Source organism: Priestia sp. FSL H7-0729 (genome assembly GCF_038005685.1).
In the GTDB taxonomy this organism is placed as follows: domain Bacteria; phylum Bacillota; class Bacilli; order Paenibacillales; family Paenibacillaceae; genus Paenibacillus.
On record NZ_JBBOTQ010000005.1, the window covers coordinates 317,301 to 338,299 of the forward strand.

General features: G+C 47.9%; 13 protein-coding genes. 5 read left to right on the forward strand and 8 right to left on the reverse strand.

From position 1 onward, the window contains the following. Positions 1 to 93 precede the first annotated feature (93 nt). Positions 94 to 1,266 carry an aminotransferase class I/II-fold pyridoxal phosphate-dependent enzyme gene (locus MHH93_RS14665; protein ID WP_500054631.1) on the reverse strand — a complete coding sequence of 391 codons (1,173 nt, stop codon included), beginning with the start codon at positions 1,264 to 1,266 and terminating at the stop codon, positions 94 to 96. A 94-nt stretch (positions 1,267 to 1,360) separates the two neighbouring features. Next, positions 1,361 to 3,436: a methyl-accepting chemotaxis protein gene (locus MHH93_RS14670; RefSeq protein WP_500054632.1), complete on the reverse strand. Its 2,076-nt coding sequence runs from the start codon at positions 3,434 to 3,436 to the stop codon at positions 1,361 to 1,363. Between the two features lie 268 nt (positions 3,437 to 3,704). Between MHH93_RS14670 and MHH93_RS14675 the strand changes: the two genes are divergently transcribed. Next, the gene (locus MHH93_RS14675) at positions 3,705 to 4,721 is read left to right on the forward strand and encodes a hypothetical protein (RefSeq protein WP_500054633.1); all 1,017 of its coding nucleotides are present in this window, start codon (positions 3,705 to 3,707) and stop codon (positions 4,719 to 4,721) included. Positions 4,722 to 4,799: 78 nt separating this feature from the next. Here the strand turns inward: MHH93_RS14675 and MHH93_RS14680 are convergent, their stop codons facing one another. Together MHH93_RS14680 and MHH93_RS14685 are read right to left on the reverse strand one after the other, a co-directional pair. Continuing rightward, entirely contained in the window at positions 4,800 to 5,519 is a 720-nt protein-coding gene (locus MHH93_RS14680; protein WP_500054634.1) for an SDR family oxidoreductase, read from the reverse strand. A gap of 174 nt (positions 5,520 to 5,693) precedes the next feature. Beyond that, a complete protein-coding gene (locus tag MHH93_RS14685) occupies positions 5,694 to 10,664 on the reverse strand; it encodes a discoidin domain-containing protein (RefSeq protein ID WP_500054635.1) in 4,971 nt (1,656 codons plus the stop codon). Between the two features lie 377 nt (positions 10,665 to 11,041). Here MHH93_RS14685 and MHH93_RS14690 point away from each other — a divergent pair, with 377 nt between their 5' ends. Next, positions 11,042 to 11,578, forward strand: coding sequence for an NAD(P)H-dependent oxidoreductase (locus tag MHH93_RS14690; RefSeq protein ID WP_500054724.1), 537 nt, complete (start codon positions 11,042 to 11,044; stop codon positions 11,576 to 11,578). 117 nt (positions 11,579 to 11,695) lie between these two features. Here the strand turns inward: MHH93_RS14690 and MHH93_RS14695 are convergent, their stop codons facing one another. Then, complete coding sequence (locus tag MHH93_RS14695; protein WP_500054636.1) at positions 11,696 to 13,759, reverse strand: beta-xylosidase family glycoside hydrolase; 2,064 nt, start codon at positions 13,757 to 13,759, stop codon at positions 11,696 to 11,698. Between the two features lie 33 nt (positions 13,760 to 13,792). Next, complete coding sequence (locus tag MHH93_RS14700) at positions 13,793 to 15,721, reverse strand: carbohydrate-binding protein (RefSeq protein ID WP_500054637.1); 1,929 nt, start codon at positions 15,719 to 15,721, stop codon at positions 13,793 to 13,795. 768 nt (positions 15,722 to 16,489) lie between these two features. Between MHH93_RS14700 and MHH93_RS14705 the strand changes: the two genes are divergently transcribed. The 3 genes from MHH93_RS14705 (at position 16,490) to MHH93_RS14715 (ending at position 18,927) form a co-directional block, all read left to right on the forward strand. After that, complete coding sequence (locus tag MHH93_RS14705; RefSeq protein WP_500054638.1) at positions 16,490 to 16,849, forward strand: hypothetical protein; 360 nt, start codon at positions 16,490 to 16,492, stop codon at positions 16,847 to 16,849. Between the two features lie 34 nt (positions 16,850 to 16,883). Continuing rightward, a complete protein-coding gene (locus tag MHH93_RS14710) occupies positions 16,884 to 18,488 on the forward strand; it encodes an exosporium glycoprotein BclB-related protein (protein ID WP_500054639.1) in 1,605 nt (534 codons plus the stop codon). A gap of 238 nt (positions 18,489 to 18,726) precedes the next feature. Continuing rightward, positions 18,727 to 18,927, forward strand: coding sequence for a winged helix-turn-helix transcriptional regulator (locus tag MHH93_RS14715; RefSeq protein ID WP_500054640.1), 201 nt, complete (start codon positions 18,727 to 18,729; stop codon positions 18,925 to 18,927). A gap of 70 nt (positions 18,928 to 18,997) precedes the next feature. On the opposite strand, the gene MHH93_RS14720 is transcribed toward MHH93_RS14715, so the two are convergent. Together MHH93_RS14720 and MHH93_RS14725 are read right to left on the reverse strand one after the other, a co-directional pair. Further along, entirely contained in the window at positions 18,998 to 19,792 is a 795-nt protein-coding gene (locus MHH93_RS14720) for an ankyrin repeat domain-containing protein (protein ID WP_500054641.1), read from the reverse strand. A 47-nt stretch (positions 19,793 to 19,839) separates the two neighbouring features. After that, positions 19,840 to 20,814 (reverse strand): phosphotransferase, encoded by a 975-nt coding sequence (locus MHH93_RS14725; RefSeq protein ID WP_500054642.1) that lies wholly within the window; start codon positions 20,812 to 20,814, stop codon positions 19,840 to 19,842. Between the last annotated feature and the right edge of the window lie 185 nt (positions 20,815 to 20,999).

Sequence of the window (20,999 nt, forward strand, 5' to 3'; positions counted from 1 at the left end):
AGGGATAGAGAGTCACGTGTCCAAACGTGAAGTTCTCGTTTCCTGTGTACCTTGAGGGGATTATGGGGTAAGCACATTCGAATCGTGTTTCCGTTAGCTGGATTTCAAAATCCCGCTGTGATCGACGGATTCCACAGCTTGCTGCAATACTTCAACATCCTGAACAAGCGCGAATCGAACGTAACCTTCGCCTGAAGGACCAAAGGCACTGCCTGGGGTTGCAATGACACCCGCATGTGTGATCAGATCCATGGCAAATCGCTCCGAACTGTCGTAGTGAGCCGGAATGCGGCTCCAGACAAACATGGTTGCTTCCGGTTTGGCAATAGGCCAACCGAGTTGGCTGAAGCCCTCACAGAGGATGTCTCGACGCTGTTCATATATCGCTCTGACCCGTTCAACCTCGGATTGATCTCCGGTAATGGCAGCAATTGCTGCTTTTTGGATCGGCAGAAACATCCCGTAATCCATATTGGATTTTAGCTTTTTCAGCATGGAAACCAGGGTTGTATTGCCCACACAGAAGCCGATTCGAGCTCCGGCCAGGCCATAGGTCTTGGATAAGGAATTGAATTCCACACCAACGTCCATGGCGCCAGGGAACGCGAGGAAGCTTCCGCAAGACTTTCCATCAAATACGAGTTCACTGTACGCATTATCGTGAAGCACGATAATATCATATTTCTTGGCAAAGGCAATCAGGTCGAGATAGAACTGATCCGGTGCCATCGCTGTTGTCGGATTGTTGGGATAGGATATCAGCATGAATTTTGCTCGATGAGCGATATCTTCCGGAATATCTTGAAGCTGAATAACATATCCGTTTTCTTCTTTTTGCGGCATATAATACAGTTCTGCACCTGCCAGTAGTGGTCCATCTGCGAAAACGGGATAACAAGGGTCAGGGACCAGCACCAGTTCACCTTCATCTACAATGGACAGGGATATATGTGCAAGCCCTTCCTGTGAACCGAGCAAGGAACAGATTTGTGTTGCCGGGTCCAATTCGACCTGATAGCGCTGCTTGTACCAATCGCTTGCAGCTTGCAGCAACTCAGTCTGATCATTCACTGCATATATATAATTAGCCGGATCAGCTGCGGCCTCGCATAGTGCAGTTATAATATGCTGTGCAGGTGGGATATTCGGCGTACCCACACTGAGATCAATTACGGGCTGGCCGTTCTCCAGTCTGCGGCGCTTGATCTCCAGCAACCGGGTGAAGATTCCTTCATTGAAATGATCCATTCGTTTAGCAAAGTTCATGATGATGATTCAGCCTCCAATCCTCTTCGTACACATATTCATTAATAATAAATGGACAGCGACTAAAAGAGAAGAGCAGAGGGAAGCTTGTAAATCATGACTCCACTTTAAACTGGCTCAGTTCGTCTTGCAGTTTACCAGAGAGCTGGTTTAACTGTTTTGACAGATCCGCTACTTGTTCGATACTATCCAGCTGCTCCTGCGTGCTGGCGCTTACTTCTTCCGTAGATGCCGAGTTCTCCTCTGTGGTGGAAGAAATGATCTCCAGTGCCTGGAATATCTCGTCTTTGTGTTTGTGCACATTGGCAGTGTTGCTGGTAATCTGTATCATACGCTGCTGCAGATCTTTCAGGTCTTGGTTAATACTGAAGAATACCTGCTTGGTATCTTCTACGGATTTGGCATTCTCCTCCGCAATCTTCATACCGCGCATGGTATGTTCGACTGACAGAGTTGTTTTCTCCTCAATCACATTCACTTTTTTGTTAATTTCCTCAGTTGCCTGAGCTGTCTGTTCGGCCAGTTTGCGGACCTCTTCGGCAACGACGGCAAATCCTCTTCCATGTTCGCCAGCACGTGCAGCCTCAATGGAAGCATTCAGTGCGAGCAGGTTCGTCTGAGAGGCAATCTGTTTGACCGTGTCCACAAAACTGGATATTTCATTCCGGCTCAGATCAATCTCCTGAATAATAGAGGACACCGCTTGGGTGGACTGATGATTCTCCTCGGACCATTTCGATAATTGTTCCACGACCGAAAGCCCCTGGCTACTCTGATCGGCAGATGTCTGCACAACTTTTTCCATAGCCTGCGCATCAGTAGCAATTTCATCGATCTGGCTGGATAACGAGCCTGTTTTGCGTAAAATATTTTCTGTTTCGATGGACTGATAATTTGTTGCATTGGCTATCTCGTTAATAGCTGTCGATGTGTCATTCATGGTCACAGCCGTTCGTGAAGAGATGGCTTGCAGATCATTCGACGACTGGTTCAGAACCTGCGCCGAGCTACCGACCATTTGCAGCATGCTCTGAATTTTCTGTACCATGGAATTCAAGCCTGTGGCAATCTGTCCAATCTCATTAGTAGACTTGATATCCAGTTTGACAGTCAGGTCACCTTGTTCAATCTGCTTGATCTTGGCCAGCAATTGCGGGATGGAGCGTAACAGACGGCGAAGGGTAATGTAACAGATAATCACAAGCAGAAGGGTGGCTGCAGCAAAACCGCCAAGCGTAATCCATGTGAATGTTTTTAATTCCGCGAGAACTTCTTCTTCGGATATGGTCAGACCAACGGACCATCCCGTATCCTCGCTCGTAGCGTAGCCGATATAACGACGTTCCCCATTGTCGTTCATAAGTTGTACGCCGTTCTCACCGGCAAGCATTTTCTTACCGATTTCCCCCATGTCCCCCGTACTGTCGAGGATGTTCTCCTTCAGCACCTTCTCTTGATCGGGATGGTACAGAATTTCTCCGCTCTTGGACAACAGCATGGAATAACCCGTGCTACCAAGGGAATAACTCTCCATGATGGCTGGAATATCCTTGAATGCAATATCCGCTGCGGCGAATCCGATCATGTTGTTGTTGTCGTCTTTGATGGGATAAAAGATACCCATAAGTACATCGCCTGCTGCAATATCAATGTATGGATCGGAGAAATAAAGTCCGTCTGCATCGATAACGGGCTTATAGTATGGACGAGACTGAATTTCAAAGTCCGGTGCAGATACGACACCATCATTTTGAATCCAGAATCCTTTTCCATCCAGACCCCCGACCCAGGCATCGGCAAACGAAGGCTCTGCCTTAACGATAGCGGCCAGTGTTGACTGTGTTTCCGCAGCATAGGTTGAACTCGCCGCATCTGCAGCAGATGCTGTTGTTTCTATGTATTGCTTAAATAATGTGTTGGTGGACATTTGTTTGACCAGCGCGCCCTTTTCCTTGAATAACGCATCAAATTCACTAACAATAGCTTGTGTCTTGGTCTGGAGCATGGATTCCTGCTGTTTAATCAGAATGTTTCGTGTGCTTGTAAACATAAATGTCCCCAGTACGCTAAAGACAACTACGATAATAACCAGCAGCACAATAGACAACGTATTTGCTATACTGGATGTCCTTGCTCCCGTTTTTCCCCACTTGTTCAACATGTTCGACATATTCCATCTCCCCAGATGTTTAATAATAGCTTGAAAGTCCTAAGTTATATGTCGGTATGAATTATAGTTTTGTGTAGATTTATGTCGAATGATATTGAGAATAAAAAGAAGGACCAGGGTGAAATGAATGGGAAGGATGAAAGGGAGGAACGAAGAGATGAAAGGAATAGAAAGGACGGGGATTGTTGGTGGTTCATCCAGACGATGTTGTTTATAATGGAATGAAATGGAATGGGATGATCAGCATGGAGAAAAAGGAGGAATATCTATGAGTGAGACATGGCACGCTTCGATACAAGGCATTCCATGGAATGCCGAAAAAATGGACCAGGCGGTGAACCTCTTGCGTCGCAGGGGGACGGTTCATTTTCGCGTTGGTGCGGATACATTCGAGGATCTTGCCGCACTGGATACCAACGTGTTCGCTGCCAGGCCCGATCTGATTCTTCACATATCGAATGCGGACCCTACAGCAGCATATTCATCGGGATTTCTGGGGCGACTTGGTCAGTTGAAGCATGAGCTTGATCTACTTCAGGCGCAAGACCTGACGATCTTGGGCGCCATGGAGCAAATGCAGTTTCTAAGATTGAATTCACCTGCAAAGGCAACCCGCCTCGATTTTATTAAACACTATAACCAATTAACCTATCTTGAACTCCGCGGCAAATTCAAAGATCTTGCTTCAATTGCAACATGCCTAAGTCTCAATACGATAATTCTGAACTGCTCCATTGAAACGCTCGATGTGTTGGCGAAACTTCCTATGCTTCAATATCTGTCCCTGGATCATGGTGAGTTAAAAGGGGGACTGGATGTATTGACAGAGTCAACCATCTCGATGTTGAAGCTAAGCTCTGTTCGCAAGCTGACGAGTGTTCAGGGAATCGAACAGATGCACGGGCTGGAATATCTGCATCTGTCCTTGCCCAAGCTGGAGCGGTTATGTGACTTTTCCCATATGTCCTTTCTCAGACAGCTCGAACTGGACTATATGAAATCGTTACGAGATACCGAACATCTATGGACAGCCGGCGCTTTGGAGTCTATTGAACTAAAAGAGATTAATACGGCGCTCAAGGCGGATTCTTTTGCTGGACTGACCGGGCTGGAGCACTTGCGCCAAATCGATTTTCGTTATATTGATGTTAATAAAGGACGGATTGCAGCTATGCGTGATCACCTGGCCAAGGCAGGAAAGTCTCATTTGTTATATGAAAATATCCCTGAGCATGAACGTATGAATTCCATAGGTATTGCACATTTGTCGCATGTATTAATGTAAACGGGCTTCTGTCCAGCGTATGTAACAGAGCGAATTCAGGTGAACGCACCGATTGAGGTGGGCCGATGTCATTACTATCTAAGTGTTCGTATCCGTTAATGCGGGTATGTTGATCTCTTTCACGCAGGCCGCTTTGGACAAGCTGATAATACATCGAACGATGGCGACCATATCCTGTAAGGGAATGCGGGTCCCATCATACTCGGCAAGTGCACGCTCGATTCCGTCTTCATAAGGAATTTCTCCCGCCAGTTCTCCCGGGTTGATACATGTCACCGCGATGCGATCTTCTCTCGTATGCTCTCTTAGAGCTTCCGTAACACCCCGTATGGCAAATTTGGAGGCGACAAATGAAACCTGGCTGTTGCCTGCATTGCTCAAACCGGCTGTTGAACCGATCAGGATGATTTTGCCTGCCTCTGACTGGCGAAGATGAGGCAGTAAAGCCTGTATACATACAATCGTTGAAGTCACATTCACATGGATCAGCTGACTGATATCTGCGGGTTCATCCCGATCAAACGTATAGTGCTCTTCAAATCCTTCCTTTTCCCAGATCCCCACGTTGTATATAAGCACATCCAACGTCTCGCCTTGAAGCTGGCTGGCAATATGCTCTGCGGCCTGAAGCTCGGAAAGATCGGCCTGAATCCATATTCGTTGGACGCCATCCTCAATGGTCAGACTTTCCGGCTTACTACGGGAGACCACCCAGACTTTATCACCGGACTGTGGCACACCCCGGACGAAGGCATCGCCCAATCCTTTGCTTGCACCGAAAACAATCATATTTTTCATACGGAACCCTCCTTGTTGAATAGAATGTAGTGAATTTATATTAATCTATATCTTACTACAGAGATGATATATGAAACATGAAGTTTGAATGAGGTATGCTTCATCCTTGGCAATGAAAAACCACCCCTGTCCCGCAGGGACGGGAGAGAGGTGGTTGAACAGATCGTGATGACATTAATGGTAAAGTTTTAACTCGGCAATGGACCACCACCACTCGGGAGTGTCCGCGGTCAATACCAGTTTGATGTATCGCGCCGTTTGTTTGGAGAACGTATGTGAAATGGCGGGTCCTGTTCCCAGGACTTCCGTAACTCCATTCCAGTGCTCGCCATCATCAGAAGTGAAGAACTGGAAACTGCGAGCATAATCGTTACTGCTGCTGCCCGAATCCATGGTCAAGCGGCTGAAGTTCTGTTTGCTTCCCAGATCAATCTGGACCCATTGACCGGCATGTTGACCAGATGAAGAGGTCCAGCGTGAATTCAGATCGTCGTCCAGCATCGCCACAACATCTTCAGAGGTGGAGGCAGTCGCTGTCCATGATGTTCGATCCAGTTCAGCAGGTAGCAGATGATCCTGTTCCCCGGATATCCAGGGTGTCTGATCAGCGGTATAGACCTCTAATTCAGCCACGGACCACCAATGAGAATCAGTACCCGTCTGTACGACCTTAATATAACGTGCTTCATGCGATGCAAAGGGGATGGAAACCAGCGGATCTGATCCTTCACCCGAAGCGAGGGCTTCTCCCCATTGCTCTCCATCCAGGGAAGTATATACTTCATAACCGCGAGCAAAGTCTTCCCGGCTGTGCGCGCTGTCCAGCACAATCCGATTCACTGGCTGCGAGGCTCCCAGATCAATCTGAATCCATTCGCCGCCTGTTTGAGTCTGGCCGGAGGTCCAGCGTGTTTGGTCCGAGCCGTCGCGTATAGCCGCTGCATCGTCTCCGGTGGAAGTGATCACGGACCAGCCGTCTGGCAGCAACCGCTTTTGTTTGCCCGTCCCATTATGATGAATAAACAACTCGGAGATAGACCACCATTGATCGGAATCCCCGATCTGTACCACCTTCACATAACGTGCCTGTTGTTCAGGGAAGGTGATGGACATGCGTCCAGGCTTGCCTTCGCCGCCTGCAATGGACGTGCCCCAGTGTTCGCCGTCATCCGAGACATAAATCCGATACTGTCTCGGATAGTCTTCTTTCGCATGACCCGGGTCCAATTCTATGGCATCGAAAGAACTCTTTTGGCCGAGGTCAATGGTAATCCATTGTCCTTCGATTTGTTTCCTCCCATTGGTCCATAGGGTATCTGAACGTCCATCCAGCATATTGGCTGTCACATCGGCTCCTTGAGTAGAGGAGGCGGTTACGATCCATGAAGAGCGATCTGGAAGCGGTGCGGGCTGTGGGAACTCCGGTGTTGCTTCAAGTTTGCCAAATCGGGCAAGCTTGAGTTCAGAGATCGACCACCAGCTGTCTGCAGAGGAAGTCAGTACAATCTTGACATAACGGGCGGTTTGCATGCCCAATTCCACGGATAGACTTGGAGATGTTCCAGCGCTCTCTGCGATAGGCTGGCTCCAGTTCTCGTTATCTTTGGATACGTAGATTTCGTACCCGTGAGCATAATCACCGCCGTTGTTGCCGGAGTTCATGAATACCGTATCCAGAGACTGTTCGCTCCCCAGATCGATATGCAGCCAATCGCCGGGCTTCTGAAGCTGTCCGGATGACCAGCGTGTAGTCAGATCACCGTCGACCATGCGCTCTACCGGCTCTGAACTGGAGGATGCCGTAATGGTCCATTGGCTCCGATCGAGATAGACTACACCCTGAGAGGCATCCGGCTGTTTAACAACGGAATGTTCCAGCGGGTTAACCTTTACTTGCGCTTTGGCATAAACGGCAGCCGAACCCAAAGCGCCATTGGCATTGTAGAAGTGCACTGTTTTGACAGTGTCGGACGGATTCCAGATTTGCGCTGTATAGACGCCGTCTTTTTCGTACACGGTTGCTGCTGGATCATCCGCCCATATTTCCATCGTGCGTGTTCCCGTAGAAGCCATGCTGTGCATGAACCAGTACGCGTTAAAGACTTCATTTTGCTGCATCTCGCTCGTATTCCATTTGGCTAGAGCACCTTGCGGGTCTCCAATGGACTGGAACGGCCAGATAATGTGCTGCCATGTGCGCTCCTGCTGACCGCCCAGATCCTTGATGAGACCATTGTAGAGAGCCTTAGTATTCTGCGGATCACGTCCATAATAAGTCATCCATTCCGCTGGCGGCAGCCAGTGAATACCATAAATGTGCTCGGCCTCATTCGAGAAGTACGTTCCATACAGGTAGGCGCTGCCGTAGACATGACCTACCGTAGCATGTTGGTAGTCCTCCAGCCAGTTATCCCCGTCATAGTTAAACCAGTATTGCTCGGCAGCCTTCTCTTCGGTTACGAAACCCCAGATCCCGGTGTCGCGATAGGCTTTGTTGCCTGTCACCTCACCCCACATATATTGGCCGACCCAACTAAAGAGGGCTTCACCTGCGGCCTCCTGGTTATTCCCGCTGCGATTATCGGCGTAACCACCTGCCCAGGAGTGACCTGCGTACGCATCGAAATTGCGAAGCCTTGGAAACTGATCATCTGTCCGTGAAGGATTGGCGTAGTCGCGAATCAGAAGCTCAACCATGTCGCCATAATCTTGCAAGAATGTCTGGTCATATGTGGCCAGCACAGCCGATGCAAACACATAATAGCCGTAGGTAAAATGATGATCTGTCAATCCGGTATTAACACCAAATCCGCTACCGTAAGGGAAAATGGTTCCCCATTCATCTGAATAATAAAAATAATACGAATGCAAAGGTTCATCCGGCGAATAAGTATACCAATCTGTCAAAATGGTTCGAAGCAGGGACAGATAGTGGTCTCGCCTTGCCGTATCTCCGATCTGGTCGCTGATGAGCACACCCAGCGCAAGCGGATGAAGCTTTTTCCCTTGCCAGTAAGGATCCTCGCTCATCAGATTGCCTGCCGTATCCGCGTCAAGCTGATCCAGATAGCTGATTAATTGTGCACGCGAGTAGGTTGGATCATCCGCCTCCACAAATTGTGGGATAATGCCGTAGAATCGATCCTGTGTCGTAAACGAATTGCCTTCACTTACTTTCATCATGCCGCGAATGGAAGGGTAAGCAAGCTCCGTTACCGGAGTAGTCGCCAGTTTCCATTGGTGCGGGAACAAGGCCATGAGTGTCTCGGAGGAATAGCCTGCCCGCTTCGTCTGGGTTACCGAGTTGAAGGTAGTCGTTACCAGTGAAGTGCTCTCGTTATAATTGTAGTCCACTTGTGTATCGGTAACAAAGGCGTAGGCATGCTGGTAATAATAAGGCAGCTCTGCCGCGGACGGCAGGGTAGCCAGTGACAGATAGTTTTCGCTTTGGCCAAGCTTGATCTTGAGCGTATTGCCAAGTTTCATAAATACGGTTCCTTCAGGTGCAAAGATCCCGTAGTTTCTTGTAAAGGTCTGAGGCGTGGGCGCTCTGTCCTGATTGGTTATTTCAACGCCGATATGATCGGCCGTTAGTGATTCTCCATCCTTCAGAACAATTTCACGGTTCTGATCATCGAAGAGACGTGTGATGTTCGGCGAACGAACAATAATGGTATCCGGGTTATCGAAGGTGTTGTACAGGAAAGGGGAACCCTTCACAAACGTGGTGTTCATTTTGGCCGTGTCATCGTCGCTCATGATGATCGTTGCGGAATAATCCCCATATCCCGCCACCTTGGTATTGACCTCCACCGGATTCATATTGCTGGTGGTCATGATCAGATCCGGTTCCCCGTCAGCGTCCATAGAACCGCCATCAGCCGAAACGTAACCAGCTCCGGGATTCAGAAGTTGAAGTCCTTGTTTGGTATATCTGCTTTTGAGCGGGAGTGTGACCAGACTGTTCCCATCCCCCAGATCGGATACAAGAATGGACTGCCACCAGTCATTGGAAGGGAGGGGAGCCGTAATATCAGCCGTACGATTTTTCGGATTTTTCGGCTGCAGCATCGTGATGTCATTTACAGCGTAACTGCCGGAACCCACCTGTACCGAGGACGGTTCAGGGATATTCGGAATGGTATGCACAGGTTTGGCATCGCCTTCGATATACTCGTAGACATCAAATGCGTACAGGGAGTATCCGTTGGTTGTTCCTCTGCCAAGTCCGGCCAATTTCACATACCTTGCTTCTGCGTATACCGGAATTTCATCCCGTCCACCGTCGCTGTGCAGTTCCCGGTACAATGTAGTCCATTGCTGTGCATCATTGGATACTTGAATATCATATGCACGTCCGAAAGCGTTCTCCCATTGCAGGGATACGTTCCCTATTTCCCGGATCAATCCAAGGTCTACAACAATCCATTCCTGATCCTTGTAGATGGAAGACCAGCGTGTATCCGGATTGCCATCCGTTACATTCCGAGCTTCGTAATTCTTTTTTTCCATTTTTGATTTATCCTCGGCTGAACGGCTGGGCTCATCAATTTCTTCCGAAGACGCGGTAACCGGTTGTCCAAGTGCAAGGTTCATGGCTACTGGTTTGGGAGGTGGATTTGCTCCGCCCGTCCCGTATACATTGAATTCGTATAGAGAGATGCCATAGGCTTGCTGTGCTCTTTGATGACTGAACAAGCGCACATATCGTGCCTCCGCTGTGACCTCAATTTCGGTCAGGCCGCCTTGCCCCTTCATTGTCGAGTAAACAGACTGCCAGTTGACCTCGTCGTTGGATACTTCCAGATCAAAGGCGGAAGCATACGCATTTTCCCACTGGATGGAGATGCCCGAGATGGAGGCTACCGCACCTAAGTCAACATAGATCCATTGCGGATCTTGCTGCCATATGCTTTCCCAGCGGCTGTTTTTGTTGCCGTCAACCACATGATCTGCCGTATTGCCCCCCAGAGATGAGGAACTGTACACAGGCCGGTTCAGGGATAACAGATGATGTTCCTCATCTGCGGCGTTCACTTTTGAGACCGGCCACAGCGGGATGCTGCTAATCAACAACAGAACTGATAACAGCAAGTTGATGTAGATGTGGCGTGTTTTTCCTCTTTGACTCGTTCTTACCTTCATATGACTCTCCTTTGTTAGCCCTTTCCATCTCACCAGATAGAGCTTATCTTTTTCCTATACTGGCTACCGTATGTATCATTCTGTTCTCCCGTGTTGCATTTGTGAGATGTGAATCCAATGCTCAACACGGGATATTCAGGTGCCCCAATTTGTATATCGATCATTTGGTCTGGAATATAAAGGTTTTTTAAACGTTTTCGTGGAAAAAGAGACATATGTCCTACATAATGTATGGGGGATGTGCAACTGTGAAATCAAGACTCGGGCTGGTTGTTCTCCAACAATACAACATCTTCGCCCCGCTGCTGTCTGAGAGCGATATTGTCCCTTCCCCAAGTACACATGACATCCACGATGGTGTTGGCGGTAACGCCATAATGAAAACACTTGTTATTCTGGCACATCCCGATATAGAAAGTTCAAGAGTCAATCGTCGCTGGAAGGAGGAGTTGTTACGGTATACAGATGATATTGCTCTTCACGAATTATACACGACCTATCCCGATGGGAAGATTGATGAATCCCGAGAACAAGAGCTGCTGGAGACGCATGATCATATTATGTTGCAGTTCCCGTTCTATTGGTACAGTTATCCACCGTTGCTGAAAAAATGGTTTGATGATGTGTTCACCCATGGATGGGCGTACGGATCGAAAGGAAATCAATTGAAGGGAAAGCGCATGGGGCTAGCGATGTCCATAGGGGATAAGCAGGAAAACTATGCGCAGGATGGTCCTATCGGATACAGCGTTGAGGAACTTGTTGCCCCTTTCATAGCAAGCATGAATCATGTAGGGGCTCAGGCATTGCCGCATTATGCAGTCTATGGTGCCTCGTTCCAGGCAACCGCTGAAGAGATTAACCGAAGTGCTGAAGGATACGTGCGTTATATAAAACAGTTTCGGGATTTTTGAAGTTAACAAGGTAAAATTCTTCATAAGAAGTATGTTGAAAAGGACCTGCCTCCACACAGGATGGAGTTCCAGGTCCTGATCAATAACCGAAAAATTAATAACCGAATAAAACTACATTTATTCTACGCGGAAATAATCGAAATCTGCATATCCTCCGGTAGCCTTCGTTGCATAATTGAATAGTGCAAACCGGTATCCCATAAAGTGTGGCAGGGTGTAAGACATTTGAAGTGTATTGCCAATGGTTGTCCAGTTGCTACCATCCAGACTATAAGCAAAGTAGGCCTTGTCTGTCTGGTTCGTAAAATCACAGATGACGCGGAGATAGATTCTGTTCTGGTTTAATGGCACAGTTGCTACTTCGGTCATGGTGCCGGAACTGGCATTAGCCATAATGATGGATTTGGTGCTGCCTGTCATTTTTACCCCAACAAAACCATATCTGGCCTGAAAAGCAGCAAATCCGGCATAGTCACCATCCTTCATGCCTGCTGTATCCAAAGCGGTAATGCCTGTACTTTTTGGACCAAAGGTTCGTTGTGTCAGCGTGTTGCGGGCTTCCAACAGGTTTTTGCTGATTTTGCCTGCAGTTAACCGCATGAAACCGGGCCGCTGGAGTAGGGACCAGTTAGCAGCATCAGGGTTATGATTCCACTGCCAGAATGGGGCTAGCTTAGATGTACCGGTAGATGAATTGCTCGTCAGGGAGACATCATCCACATAAAACGCCATCAGATCATTGGTCGGGTCCGGATTCGAGTTATACGGTGTTTCCACAAAAATAAAGCTTTGGGACAGGTCTGCATTCGACGGAACGGTATACGTACCTTGAAGGGTGCCCCATTGTCCGCGGGCTAGTGTCGCACTGCCCATAATGGAAATTCCGGTGTAACTTGCACCGTTCTGGATGCTAAGATTGAACGTTTTGGTTGCAGGACCAGTTGTGTATTTAATTTTTGCCGAAAAAGAGTACGTTTCTCCCGGTACTAGCTTGCCTGTCACCATCTGTTTGGCACCGCCTGCTGTCTGCTGTCTGCCGCTGACGAGCAAGCTTTTGGTACCGCTAAACGCTTCGCCATTCGTTAAGTTGATGGTTGCCGTATTGTTGCTGGTCCACGGCTGAAGGGTGCTATCCTCAAAGCCGCCGTTCACTAACAGTTGCGATACTAAGGGTGTACCTGATGTGGTTGCGTTGAACTCATCGGACCCGTAGATTTTGGCAGCAGGCTGACCTTCAACGGGCATATTCATGTTCAGGGGAACCTTCCCGTTCACCCCAAACACAGGCCAATTATCCGACCACGTCACCGGAACGAGATAAGGGATGCGTCCAATGGCCCCGCTATCCCGAAACAGCAATCCGTACCATGCACCGGATGCGGTATCCACGATGCCTCCTTGCGCAATGCCCGAGTCTCTGAGTACAACTTTACCTGTGTATGGCCCTGTCAATGTGTTTGCACGATAAGCAAGCTGAATGCGACCATCACCCGATGGCCAGGCAATCAGGAATACATAGTACATGCCATTGATCTTCTGAATGTGTGCTCCTTCTGCCTTCACAATCATGTTGGAGCCAGCTACACTGCTCGCGTTGGGAATCAGGACCTGATTGAGCCCGCCGGACTTGACGGACTTGGCATCAGGTGTCAGCTCAACGATACTGATGTTGTCACTGCCGTGAACAAGAAAGGTTCGATTCCCGTCAAACAAGAGGGAGGGGTCATGGTAATAACTGTTCAAGGTGTAAGGTGTCCATGGCCCTGTTTCAATATTGCTCGTTTGGTAAATATACGTCTTGCCGGTGGAAAGCGAGCCAAAAGCCACATAATAAACACCGTTGTTGTACCGCAAGCTACTCGCCCAGGAACCACGTCCATATTCGTTTTGTCCGTTGTTCAGATTCTGTATATCGCCGTTTCCAAGCGTATCGTAAACATAGTTTACGATGCTCCAGTTGACCAGATCATAAGACTTCATCACAGGTACACCCGGATTCATATGCATCGTTGTGCTGGTCATATAAAAGGCATTGCCCACCCGGATGACATCACTGTCAGGAACATCCGCATAAATCACCGGATTGCTAAACGTTGCTGCGGAAGCAGCCGGGCTTGTCAATGGGAATGATGCCAGAAGCAAAGGAAGAGCGAGCAGAAGAGTACTCAGTTTTTTCCACATATTCTATCCTCCCGATCGATCATGTCCTATGAATTAAAGCGAGTACTCCAGATAATCAATGTAAGCATCCCAAGTGCCATTATCCGTTGTTACTACCAGCTTGATTTCCTGATTGCCTGTAGCATGAGTGATGCCGGTAAGCGTTTGAACGGTTGGCTCCGTTCCGGTGAAGTAGAATGAGCCTGCGGTTACACCCCCGATGACCAGATCAACACGGGCTGTATTATTATTGTTGGAAGCACCGCGGACAGAGAATTGATGGGTTGGGAATGCAAAATATTGATTGTATGCTGCATAATCATTGTTCGCGTAAAGAGCGGCTCCATTAAATGGGGAACTGATTACACCTGCATATTGGCCGCCAAGTGTCATATTCTCTGCTTCGTAACGGGTAACGTTTGGATTGGGATTTGGGTTAGGGTTGCCACCCGAACCGGATGTGAACTGCCAATAATCCAGATTGAATAGATTTCCGTTACCTGCGCCTGTAAACACCAGATATAACCGGTGTACACCTGTCGCGTTGGTAACATTCGTCTCCAGCTCCCGCCAAGTCTGTGAACCGCCGGTTGAGCTTACGTTAAGTGTTCCAGCCAGAGGACCTGTCGGACTGTCCAGTCGAATCTCGATGTTGCCATTTCCGGTAGAAGCGACGTTAGCCTTGAATTTGGAGGCTCCAGCTGAGCCAAAATCAACATTGCCGACTGCGATCCAATCCCCATTATGAATATTAGTGACATTCTGATTGGATACAGGTCCACCGCTCGCTTGACTCGGCTCGGTGTTAATGCCTGCTTGCCAGCCAATGGTTTCCGCTTCCACCCGGACATACGGGTTGAGGTTGGTCGTTTGGGATACACCAGTCATGTTTCCCTGAACCTCTTGGATTGTTCCATCCGCATTATGTGTCAGTTTGTTGATATGTGTGGAACGGTACCCTTTGCCATCCCCGAGGAATGCCTTACTTACTGTTTGTGCATGGTATGCCACATACCATTCGTTGTTGAATTGGAACACGGCATGGTGGTTATTGCCGCCTACGCCGAAGAACGTGCCTGGATTTTTCAGAAAGTGTCCTTTATACGTGAAAGGCCCCATCGGGCTGTCGCTAACCATGTATCCGATCTCACCTTTTGGATATGCCGTGGGATGTGTTCCCGCGAAGTTGATGCAGTAGGAGTAGTAATATTTGCCGTTATACTTATGAATGCCCGAATCTTCGAACATATAAGGAGAATCAATCGTAACGGCACTGCCCGCCACGCTAGTCATGTCGGCACCAAGACGAATGACCCGAGCGGTTTTGGGATTGGCAATGGAAGCAGCATTGGTATCGTTCGGAATGCCTCCTCCAGCATACAAATAAGCAGAGCCATCATCATCGACAAGTACAGCCGGATCAAAGAGCCAGGTTACACCTGACATACCTGGTGTTCCGTGCGTCAAGAGGGCACGTCCGATTGGGTCGGACCAAGGACCGATGGGGGAATCCGCTGTGAGTACCCCAATACCTCCGCCCGAGTTGGCAAAATACAGGAAAAATTTCTCTTTGCCAGCAATAGTTTTCTTCGCCATGGCAGGAGCCCAGGATTGGGTAGCCCATTTGGCAATACCTTGTCCATTATTGGCATTATTCGCACCCGCTACAGGGACGGAACCATGGTCTGTCCAGTTCACCATGTCAGCTGAAGAGATGACGTTAATTTTCCCGATGGTGCTGTACTGGTTCTCTCTGACAGAGCCGTCACTGTTGTACAGATATGCATCACCTGTCATGTAGACATAGACCCGATTGTTATGGACAAGCACGTAAGGGTCGGCTCCAAGTTTATGATCAACGAGGGGGTTGGCGTTTCCAGGAAGTTTGGCAACGGCTGCATTGGCCGCATGGCTTGATTCAACGGGCAGTGTGACAAAGATGAGCAGACACGACAACAACATAACTAGCGGTTTACGAATCATACGTTTCGCCTCCATGAGATTGGATTAGTGGTGAACCGAAATTCAGAATAGCTGAGATGATGAAATGTCGAAAAAATGAAGAGTTGTCCCTCATGTCACCCCCTTTTTGAATAGTTATTAGGTTGGCAGCTAGGTAAGTCTTCATGTTGTCATGTATGGTATAAGCCAGACGACCTGTGCACCGCGTATTTAGTCACGGCGTGAAGGGGAGTGGCTAGAACCCGAAGTAAGCCTCATCTGAGTATGTGAGGAGAAAAGCTATAATCTGTCAGGTTTCTTTTTGTAATCGCTTTCAATAAAATGGGGGAGAAGACTGAAATTTGGCGAAGAAAGACATTTGGCCACTTTAAAATGTAATTATTTTTCATATTTTCTTTTAAATGTTTATTAACTTGACGATATCATATCACAATTTAAAGATAATACAATCTTTTTCTATTTTTTAGTAGAGGATGAACAAGAGCATTAGCGGAAAAGTCACTTTTATCGAGACCAGATAAAATTATGAAGTGATGATGCTGAATGATTTTCCTGAGATGATTGCTAGATAAGCTTTGAAAGGGGTTATTGTAAGTATATTCGAAACAAGCTCGCGCCATATGGTGCGGGCTTTTCCGGTTATTCATAACGGTCTGGTTAGTAATAATGGTGCAATTGCCGCATGTGTTTTGTCCACACCGTCGATTTAGTGTTTGAATACTACTATTGAGTGAGCTTATGCCAAATACTGCTAGAGTATAAGGTTTCATAAAAGGTGGGATGGGAAAAATGTCTATTTTATCAACTGGGCCGATAGAAAACAATCCGGTTTCCGGGATTAGACCGACACAACAGGTAACGATTAGATTGACAAGTCGGGCTAATGTGGACTCTGTAACAGTATCCATTCAGGGTTATGTGTTAAGTACAACAAGAACGCTGTATGTGAATGAAGTGATCAGTATTGCCCCTAATGAAGCAGTGACCCGAAATTATTTTGCGAATTTAGATGCTTTCGAGTTTGTTTTTGTAACAGCACCAGAAAGTGTGGACGAAGTGGGAATTTCAGTGTGGGGCAAGCAATCGTCCGGGCAATTGGTTGATGCCCACCGGGTGGTGGAGCACGAAAAAACAGTTCATAACAACTAGCAGAGCAGAAATAACCAAAAGAGGAGATGGAGCGATGAGCTTTTTATCAACAGGGCCGATAGAAAATAATGCGGTTGGCGGTGTAAGACCGACTCAAACAGTTACAGTAAGAATAGATAATCGTAGTGATGTGACAGTATCAACCGTGCAGATACAAGGGTATTATATGAGCGGTGGCTTAAGGGTTTTGTATGTCAGTGAGTCTTTTGACATCGCACCGAATCAAGTAATAACCAACAATTATTTTGCGAATCTGGACGCCTTCGAGTTTACTTTCGCAACAACAACCATGGTTAATGATCCTATTCAAGTATCTGTATGGGGTAAGAGCAGTACAGGCTCATTGGTAACAGCCCATCGTTTGGTTTCTTCCGAATTGCTGGGTGAAATCCCAGGTATCACGGGAGCCACAGGTGCAACCGGAGCTACAGGAGCAGCAGGCACAACGGGGGCAACCGGAGCAACGGGGGCGACAGGCAGCGGGGCAACTGGAGCGACAGGCACGACAGGTGTAACCGGAGCTACAGGCACAGCAGGTACAACGGGGGCAACCGGAGCTACAGGCACAGCAGGTACAACGGGGGCAACCGGAGCGACAGGCAGCGGGGCAACTGGAGCAACAGGCACGGCAGGTGTAACCGGGGCTACAGGAGCGACAGGTACAGCAGGTGTAACCGGGGCTACAGGAGCAGCAGGCACAACGGGGGCAACCGGAGCAACGGGGGCGACAGGCAGCGGGGCAACTGGAGCAACAGGCACGACAGGTGTAACCGGAGCTACAGGAGCAACAGGCACAGCAGGTGTAACCGGGGCAACGGGAGCAACGGGGACAGCAGGTGTAACCGGGGCTACGGGTGCGACAGGTACAGCAGGTACAACTGGAGTAACGGGAGCAACAGGCACAGCGGGTACAACCGGAGTAACGGGAGCGACAGGCACAGCAGGTACAACCGGAGTAACGGGAGCGACAGGCACAGCAGGTGTAACCGGGGCAACGGGAGCAACGGGCACAGCAGGTGTAACCGGGGCAACGGGAGCAACGGGCACAGCAGGTGTAACCGGGGTAACGGGAGCAACAGGCACAGCAGGTGTAACTGGGGCTACGGGAGCGACAGGTTCTGGAGCAATTATTCCGTATGCATCAGGACTTCCGGTTGCGTTGACTACGGTATTGGGTGGACTTTTGAATACTTCCAGTTTAGTTGGTTTTGGTAACAATGCTACAGGAGTAAGTGTTACCGGAGGAATTATTGATCTCACTGGCGCTGCGGGTACCTTGCTTAACTTTGCGTTCTCGGCATCACGTTCAGGAACGATTACTTCATTGGCCGCTTATTTCAGCACGACTGCCGGACTTAGCTTGGTGGGATCTACAGTAACGATAACTGCACAATTATTCCGTTCCACTACACCTAATAACTCCTTTACAGCTGTACCGGGTGCATTGGTAACTTTGGCTCCTGCACTTACCGGGGTTTTGGCACTGGGGACAATATCCAGCGGGTTAACTACGGGACTGAGTATTCCGGTATCGGCAGGTGACCGCCTGCTGATGGTCTTCTCAGCATCCGTAACAGCCGGAATTGATGTGGCTACAACCGTGGCCGGTTATGCAAGCGGTGGGCTTACAATCACTTAACGGAAATTTATATAGCAAGTTCTTAAACAGGGACCCTTACAAATATAACGAGGGGTCCCTGTTTATACGTGATTACCCTGTAATAGGATAGCTAGAAATGCTACTATACTTTATTGTTTTTTAAGACAGGTTGGAAACAGACTTGCACGCCTAATCTTTCTAAAAAACAGTCTACCAATGGTTATGATCAACACAAGAACGATAAAAAAGATATCCACGCCGATCTTCTCACAATTTTGTGCGTCGGGAAGTGTATCCGCAAATTCCGCCTAAGGTCGAATACTCGATTACGGAGTACGGACAGCTCATGAAACCTGTGCTCCAGATAATGAGCGACTGGGGAGCAGGGCATGTGATGCATATGGAAAAGCTCTACGGCAAAGTAGATGAGGAGATAGAGGAAAACCCATCCAACTTCGAAATATCGATTTTGCGGTAAACGTTTCGGTTATAAGCACGCGCAAAAAAAGCCCGCAAAGATCGCGGGCTTTTCCTTTCCAGTCATTCATCTAATTGTGAATCTCGCCAGCAGATTTGGCACCTTGATTCTCAAGCCAGGGAATCAGTTCAACCCATGAATGTCGTTTGGCCGTGTCCAGTGGAGTCATTCCATCCCAGGTAGCTATCCAGTTCAGTTCGGCGCCTCGGTCAAGAAGGTATTCTGCTGATTCTCTTTGACCTCCATGACAAGCACACCAGAAGGCAACGGTTACTGAATCGGGAGGAGAAGGGGAGATGCTTGTTCCCCAAGGATAATTTTCAGGGAGTTTGGCTCCTTTGAAGTGTTCTTGTATGGCGTGAATATTTCCAAGGGCGGCCGCATGCCATAGGGCAAAGGTCGCCCCGCGCTCAACCAAGCGTTGTGCTGCATCCCATTGTGCGAAAGCAATAGCATCGTCCAGTGGTGTACCACCTGCGATTACCGCGCCTGGCGCTTCAATGTCTGCTCCAGCATCAAGAAGGGCATCGAGCACTTGAACGTCATTGGAGCTTGCAGCCCAATGCAAAGGTGTCTCGATATGTGCACCGACAAAAGGAGCATTCACTTCCGCACCGAACTTGGTCAATACTCGCACGGCATCCGCTCCATGAGGGAAGTGCCCCGGCCAATCTGTGACCACGTGCAGCAACGTTCGAGAGATGTTAGAGTCTGAATTTATGTTGTCAGGCTTTTTTTCCAATATTCTTATCTTTGCCAATCCAGGGTGCTCAGCCAGCAATTGATGTAACGATGGAATATCTCCAGTATGAATGGCTTGAATAACGCTCACGGCAAGTCTTTCATCTTCGTAAATCAATTCCATGCTCAAATCTCCTTCCAGACTTATATCCATATATATGTTTGTGGTTATTATTGCTTGAGCATCTGAACTGCACATCTGGCATGATACTCTACGAGATCCCTGGCGAATTGCTGATCGGGGAATTGTCTGTGAAGCAGTCTCAGTCCTCCTGATATTAAGGACAAATGATGGCAAAATCGATAAAATATCATCCGCTCCGGGTCGAGATCGTAATTTCTCAAGTGATGATAAAAGTCTCCAAAGCGAATCTCCAGAAAGCTATGCTCATGTTCGAGATCGAAAAATCCTGCACCATCAATATCAATAAGGCATGGTTGCATCGCATGATCTATCCATATATGATCCGGCCCTAGCTCTCCATGAATGAAACTATAGAGATCTCTGGGTTGAATGGCTGCTTCCAATTCGTAAAGTTTCTCAAGCAGCCTTTCGTCATTTTTCCTTATATCTGTCATGTGCTTGGATGCATAGGATAAGGCTGTTTCGGCATCCAAGCGCTGAATATGAGAGCAAGGCCCAGCCTTTTTGCTGTTATCGTTGGCGTTTCCATAAACATTTCTTTGGAGGTTATGCATAGTAGACAACATATCCCTGATCCGGTGAAATAACTCATCCCGATCGTTGTGATTTTTATGCTGGAAATAAGCTTCGGCTTTCTGCCCATCTACATATTCAACAAGAGCAAAATCATAAGGGTGCCGGTCTCTATCGGTATTCAGATCATACAAGTTCGGTGTTCGAATTCCATGTTGTGCAAAAAAGCGAGTATTCAAAGAGAAAAGTTCGCTACCATATGAACTGTGAAAAGTGGGTTCATTCACGATCTCTTCCTGAAAATAGTTGCTGGAAATATCCCAAACGTACAACATACAAGTAAAACCATTCGTGCAATCCATTTTGTAAATGACTTTTTGTGCGCCTCCGTGAATTCTTGCGCATTGTGTTATAAGGTAACTGGCTCCAAATACATTGTACACATAATCTTGTAATTCTTCACGAGTAAGATGATTGTTGAAAATCATTGATTTATGCTCCGTTTCATCTGTATTTTGCCGGCCAGCAATCTAAATATATAGAACATTTTTCCAAAAATATAGACTGTTTCTTTTCGATCTGTTATAGTGTTGCTTAAGGTCTGTATATTCATATGTATATTAAAGCAAGGGGGCGGGTACTCACTTTAGTGAGTGATCCGCCCCCTATTTTG